Origin of the sequence: Candidatus Seribacter sulfatis (assembly GCF_964187635.1) — a bacterium.
GTDB lineage: Bacteria > Verrucomicrobiota > Verrucomicrobiia > Opitutales > Seribacteraceae > Seribacter > Seribacter sulfatis.
In genome coordinates this window covers 1-6,431 of record NZ_CAXLMO010000050.1, presented here as the reverse complement: position 1 = coordinate 6,431, position 6,431 = coordinate 1, and the positions used below count along the sequence as shown (strand labels likewise).

Below are 6,431 nucleotides of genomic sequence, written 5' to 3'. Positions count from 1 at the left end.
GGGCTACCAAACTGGTTCGCATGTAGCGATGCCGGGAGCCAAAAATAAACGAATTCCTTTATCCAACCTCTATCTTTCGATCCTGAATCAATTGGAAGTGGAAGATGAAACATTCGCCCATTCCACAGGAACGTTAACCCTGTAGGAAAAATCGTACTATGGGCAAAAAATTGTCTTTGGGCATCTTTGGTCTTTTCTTCAGTGCATTGATCCATCTTTATGCGAAAAAAGATTTTGATTCTACAATCAATCCCTTTTTACAAACGCATTGCTTCAAGTGCCACGGTCCAGAAAAACAGAAAGCCGACCGGCGCTACGACCAACTCTTACACCCCATTCAGAATGATGAGGACTTACTCCTCTTTCAGGATATCCTTGACCAGTTAAACCTCGGGGAGATGCCTCCGGAGGAGGAACCCCGACCCGACCCCGCTGAAGTAAAGGAAGTCGTGGCCTGGCTCACCTCCGCGATTGCGGAGGCCCAAGCAAAACGTGAAAATAACGGTGGGGAGACCGTTCTGAGACGCCTGAACCGCAGGGAATATCTTCACACTATAAGTGACCTTTTTCATCTCAACACCGATGCCTTCGACCCGACCGAAGGCTTTCCATCGGATAAGGAAATTCATCACCTCGACAATCAGGGTCATGCCTTAGTCACCTCCGGTTTTCTACTCGATCAATATTTACGGACCGCGGATCAGGTGGTGGAAAAAGCCCTGCCCTCCCTCGACAAGCCCGCATCACGGGAATGGATTCAAAACGGAAATTTCGAACAGGGTGAATTCACCGGGTTTATGACCAGTGTGCAGAAACGGGAATCTGTTGATGAACCACTTAAATCTTTGGGTTGGGGCTTGAAGGGCATGACAGGGTCCATGTCCCCGGAACAACTCGCCAAGCGCCGGAAATCGCTGACCGGAAAATTCGAAAGCATTCTCCGTGATGTGGAAAACATCCCTAATCATATCCGCCTTTACGAACACCCCAGATCCCAGCGGCATATGGGATCCTATGCATACATGTCGGACTTATCCGAGGGCGTGCCTTTTGATGGATACTACTTCTTCGCCTTTGATGCCACCGCTCTTTACCGGGTACCCCCTTATGAGAAAAACTTTGCCCGCACCCGAACGGACGAACCGTTCCGCCTCGCCGTGGTGCCGGGCAATATCGAAGTCGGCCCCCTTCATTTACCACAGCCCCTAGAGCCTAAATTGGCTCATTTTGAAATGGTGGACGGGAAAAGAAAAAAGTACCACGCCCGCATCTGGCTGAACAAGGGATCCACCCCCCGCCTGATCTTTTTGAACGGATCACACCTCACCCGGAATGCCCACATTGAGGCAGCCCAGTTTCTCCGTCAACGGGATGGCCTGTCCCCTCTCTCTTCCGGTAATGAAAATTTAGTCTACGGCCTGCAACATGCCAAACTTCCTCAGGTTCGGATTCATCACCTCTTCCTGAGTGGACCGATCATTGATCACTGGCCCACCCGCACGCACAAAGAAATTCTAGGAGGCAGCACCTATGACTCGGAAAATATTCGCACTCAATTGAGTAATTTCCTCAAGCGGGCCTACCGTCGTCCCCCCACAGAAAAACAGATCGATGCCATTCACGGGGTTTACCTTGCCCGCACATCCAAGGGGATCGAGTCCTGGCAGGCCTTTAAAGATTCCCTCAAAGCAGCCCTCTGCTCCCCTCATTTTATTTATTTACAGGAAGAACCGGAATCCGAAACGGACAACATTGACCCCCATGCAATCGCCTCGCGGCTCAGTTATTTCCTCTGGTCCTCCATGCCCGACCGTGAGTTATTCACCCTCGCCCGCACAGGAGAGCTTTCCCATCCCGACATCCTCAGGGCACAGACTGAACGTTTGCTCAGGGATTCAAAGTCAGACCGTTTCGTGGACGGATTTCTCAATGCCTGGCTCACCCTCGATAATTTGGGCAACACCCCTCCCGATCATCACCGCTTTAAAGAATACTATATGGATGACCTCGCTTCCGCGATGCGTAAGGAAACCCATGTTTTCTTTCGCCACCTACTGGATAACAACCTGCCAACCTCGGAATTTCTCACTGCCCAATACACTTTTACCAACCCTGCCCTTGCCCGGCTTTACCATTTACCCGTGAAAAAATCAGATTTCCCCAATCCTGATTCCTTTATCCGGGTCAGTACGGAAGGCCATCCCCGGGGTGGCTTGCTTGGGCATTCATCCATCCACACCGTGACTGCCAATGGAGTCGATACATCCCCGATCATCCGGGGAGTCTGGTTGCTTGAAAATATCCTCGGCACCCCACCCTCTCCTCCGCCCCCGGATATCGAACCAATTGAACCGGACACCCGTGGATCCACTACCATTCGGGATCAAATGGAAAGACACCGATCCGACCCCACCTGTGCCGAATGTCACCGCAAGATCGATCCGCTTGGATTTGCCCTGGAAAACTTTGACGCCATCGGCCGCTTTCGCACCACTTATGGACCCCGAAAAAAAATCGACGCATCCGGAGTTCTTCCAGGAGGTCAGGAATTCAAAGACCTTGGCCAATTCGTGTGGCATTTCAGGAACGAACATCCAAAATTCATTCGTGCCCTAACCAATAAGCTCATGGAATATGCCTTGGGCAGGCAGATGGAAATTTCCGACCGCCCCACCATCGACCGCATTCTCAAAAAAGTTGAAAAACAGAATCTTGGTTTTCGGGACTTAGTGATCGAAGTCGTTACCTCGGATTTATTTGTTAATCCGTAAACAAGAATTATTCGTACTCCGGAATCTTGGCGTCTTTCTCGATCAAAGTATTTTGCCAATACACGGAGCCATCCTTTTTTCTTTCGATCAGGCGGGCATTTCTTCCCCAATATGAGCTGTATGATCTGGCAAGTGATCCCTACGAAAAAACCAATCTTGCCGATCAAAAACCAAACAAACTAAAGACCTTGACCGAGCAAATGATGGCTCAACTTAAAGCAGAAGGTGCTCAGTACGCAATTGATTCAAGCAAGAAGGAACTAAGGCCTATCCTTCCGTAATTCGTGCATTAGCCGGGTAGTGAGACTTGGACGAATGCAACCGCAGATATACGGTTACCAAAGACTTTCCGGATGGCCCCTGTGCCTATTTTCTTACTGATAGCTGACCGGTCACCCCCCACTATTTCGGGTCGGAACCGGTTAAGCTAAGAGGAAATTCAGTCAGGTAATATTTTAATTCTTTGCCATCAAATGGCGTTGAAGTACAAGGAGAAACCAAGGAATGCCTAATTTCAACCGGGGGCTATAACTTCAATTTCCAAGAATGACTGATGTAGGCAGCTGAGCCTAATTCAACAATCGCCCGGATTGTTTTTACGGGAATGCTCGTTTGTAAAAAATACTGACCGTTTCCATGCCCCACATTTCCTGAAATAGGCGGAAATTTCATCTTCTGGGCCCTCTCTATTTCTTGAGTCCATTGACTAAGGTCTAAGCCACTTTCCTTTAACACATTCCCTATCAACTTTCCATAACCTAAAAGATCTAACTGCCATGCAACCGCATGCTGTGGGCCTAAAGTGATTTCCTTGGAAAGGTTGTTTCTCAATGGCTTTCCCGACTTAACCGCCCTCAAACTCTGCCTCAAAGCCTTCCTGCTGGTTGCCGTTACAGATTTCCCCTCATGAACGCAGTAATATAGGTTTTGGTTGGCAAAGGAAGAAACTTTGGAGCCCTTCGTTTCTCGTTCTAGGTTTACTTTTAGAAACAATACTTTCGTGCCATCGATTGGTTTGGCCTCCTTCACCACAAAATTTGGTTTCCAATCAGGCGCGTCCGCACCGGAGAAGGCTTCTTGATTAAAAAAAGTATTGGTTTCAGCAAGTAACTCCTTGAAATCACCAATCGAAGCTTCGGTGGATCCTACTTGCACATACCCCGGTAGATCCCCATCGCCAAGATCACGATAACTGATAGCCGAATGGCCCGAATAGAGTTTGGCTCCCTTTCGAATCATGGATAAAACCGAAGAAACAAATTGCTTAACCTCTTTGTCCATTAATCCCTTTTCCAATTTGACGAGAAGATATTCGAGGTACACTGCATGAGAAGCAATGTTTAGATTCGTCACTCCCTCCATCCATCCACCGCTTTGCACAAACGGGGAAACTCTTTTTTCCCGGTCAAGATTTTGAGAAGGGGGCAAAGAGGAGAAAAGCTTGTCCAGTTCCGTGCCATCCCGGGCCGACACCCTCAAGTTAAGAACAACCTCTTTTTCCAGAAGAGACAGCGAGAATGTAATCGCTTCCATATTGCTCAACTCTTCCAAAAGAAGATTTATAACAAGGCCTTCATCTTTGGAATGTGAGGGAGCATGGTGATTCATTTGATCGAACAAATCATCATGGAAGGTGTTAAGTAAGCAGCCAAACTCAACCGTAGTGGGGGGCTTCCACTCGGCAAACCTGATAATCGAAGACCAGTCCTTTACTTGTTCAAACAACCCAGGCTTATTGCTAACCATGGTCCAACCCTCGATTTCCTTAATGGATAATCCTTGGGTTTTAATTTGAGCAGGTATCGGGCTGTTTGGATCTAATTTAAACACTCCGAGTATCGTGGCATTTTTTTCCTGCAAATCATCAAAGAGAATGACAGTGCTCGAATGATCTGGAGAAACAGAAGAAAGAGTGGGGTCGCCAAGAAAAGCCCCAACGATTACAGGCAAGAGCTGAGTTTGATTATTTTCAGGCTGCACCTCCTTTGCCAGACTTTGGAGTTTTTTAATAAGACTGGGAAGCGGGGTCGTCTTAGCATAAGCAACCGGCTGCACCTCCGCCCCAGGTGCTTCAAGTTTTGGGAAAAGCTGGCGGGGAGGTGGCGTAGCATGGAGGGAACACACCAACAAAGAACTTGCATTAGCAAGAATGAGTGAAGACAAACAAAAAGAGAGGGATAGAATTTTCATGATAATCGCGGGGTTTCGTTAAAGGGTAAGCTTCGTGCATTCAGATGATTAAATAAACAAGGAATGATTGAACAGGGGAACTCCTTCATGTTGGATTCTTCTCATCATTGATATACTCCAATAAATCTCCGGGTTGTGCATCCAAAGCCTTGCAGATGGCACACAGGGTGGAGAACTTGATTGCCTTGGCTTTTCCCGTTTTAAGAATCGATAAATTGGCATCGGTAATACCCACAAACGCCGCAAGCTCATTTAGCCTCATTTTCCTTTGGGCCATCAGAACATCCAGTTTAACATTTATACTCATAGTAAAATTGTTGAGTTCCCTTTAAATGGTGAGTTTCGCATCTTTTTCCAAACTCATACCCACCGTAATAATTCTCGCAATTATCAGCAGAAAAACTCCCATCATAATTTTTGTGATCGAAGAAGTGATCGAGGGAATAAAAAACGCCAACTGCGAAGCCTCAGTCGAATACAGGTAAGCGAGGGCTCCAGATTTACCAATTAAGGAAAGGATTGCTTTAGCAAGAATAAGCAGTCCAATCCATCGAATACTGGTGGCTCCCGATTGCGAAAAAATACCGTCACGCGCACAACTTTTCAGGAATCGAATAATGAGAAAAGTTAGGCAAATCCAAAACAGGGCAGAAAATATCATCGATCCAATTAATCCATCAAAAAGAAAAGAGGTGGATTCATTACTTTTTAATTTCACTCCTGCCACCGCTACTCCGCCAATTATTGAGAAGATGACCAGCCAACAGAATGGGATAAGTTTTTTCGATAAGGATCGGATACGATCCGATTGGTTAGGTAGGTTTACTTGATCTCTGTTCATAGATCATGAACAAAGTAATATTTCTCCCTAAGTCAATTAATTTTTATTGTTTATCAATAATTATTTATTGTTTTATAACTATTTTTATAGAACGAATGCAATCATTGAGATTGCTAGCTGCCTAAATATTTAAACGCTAATTTTGGATCATCAAAAATTAGCTACCAATTAGCCAATCCCTGAATGCAGGAACGCTTGGGAATTCAGGAACCAAGGAGAGATCACCGGTCAAATCAGTGGTAAATTCGCATCGCATTCGTACGGGGCGAGCACCTGAATCAATTGCCGCATGCAGGTTATAAATCCGATCATCCACCAGGATGGTCTCTTCGGGCAAAAGTCCGTATTTTTGATAGCAAGCTACTAAGCTGTCCCTTTTGGCCGTGTCGTGCAGAACTCTCCATGCTCCACACACTCAATGGTTAAGAAGTCAGCCACCGGGGCAAGGACATCCTCTAAGTAGGCCTTTTTAGCTTCTACATCAAAGGTCGCCGACATGGTGAACTGTCGGTATCCACGCTCATTTAATTCTTTGAGTGATTCGATCACCCCAGGGTACAGTGGACGATCTCGGAAAAACTTCTGATCGGCACAGAAGTCCCGGTCCATCTCTTTGCCATGTTCCGGAT

General features: G+C 46.6%; 7 protein-coding genes. 2 read left to right on the top strand and 5 right to left on the bottom strand.

From position 1 onward, the window contains the following. Positions 1–158 precede the first annotated feature (158 nt). Positions 159–2,771, top strand: coding sequence for a DUF1592 domain-containing protein (locus tag ACKPQ5_RS05795; protein WP_407678151.1), 2,613 nt, complete (start codon positions 159–161; stop codon positions 2,769–2,771). Between the two features lie 26 nt (positions 2,772–2,797). Beyond that, entirely contained in the window at positions 2,798–3,052 is a 255-nt protein-coding gene (locus ACKPQ5_RS05790; RefSeq protein WP_407678150.1) for a hypothetical protein, read from the top strand. A 244-nt stretch (positions 3,053–3,296) separates the two neighbouring features. On the opposite strand, the gene ACKPQ5_RS05785 is transcribed toward ACKPQ5_RS05790, so the two are convergent. The 5 genes from ACKPQ5_RS05785 to ACKPQ5_RS05765 all read right to left on the bottom strand — a co-directional run. Then, positions 3,297–4,961, bottom strand: a complete 1,665-nt coding sequence (locus ACKPQ5_RS05785) for a hypothetical protein (protein ID WP_407678149.1) — start codon at positions 4,959–4,961, stop codon at positions 3,297–3,299. A gap of 85 nt (positions 4,962–5,046) precedes the next feature. Next, positions 5,047–5,268 carry a helix-turn-helix domain-containing protein gene (locus ACKPQ5_RS05780; RefSeq protein ID WP_407678148.1) on the bottom strand — a complete coding sequence of 74 codons (222 nt, stop codon included), beginning with the start codon at positions 5,266–5,268 and terminating at the stop codon, positions 5,047–5,049. Positions 5,269–5,289: 21 nt separating this feature from the next. Next, on the bottom strand, positions 5,290–5,802 hold the full coding sequence (locus ACKPQ5_RS05775; protein WP_407678147.1) for a DUF2975 domain-containing protein: 513 nt from the start codon (positions 5,800–5,802) through the stop codon (positions 5,290–5,292). Positions 5,803–5,959: 157 nt separating this feature from the next. Beyond that, positions 5,960–6,139 carry a hypothetical protein gene (locus tag ACKPQ5_RS05770; protein WP_407678146.1) on the bottom strand — a complete coding sequence of 60 codons (180 nt, stop codon included), beginning with the start codon at positions 6,137–6,139 and terminating at the stop codon, positions 5,960–5,962. 26 nt (positions 6,140–6,165) lie between these two features. Further along, on the bottom strand, positions 6,166–6,431 hold a 266-nt coding region (locus ACKPQ5_RS05765), incomplete at its 5' end, for a hypothetical protein (protein WP_407678145.1).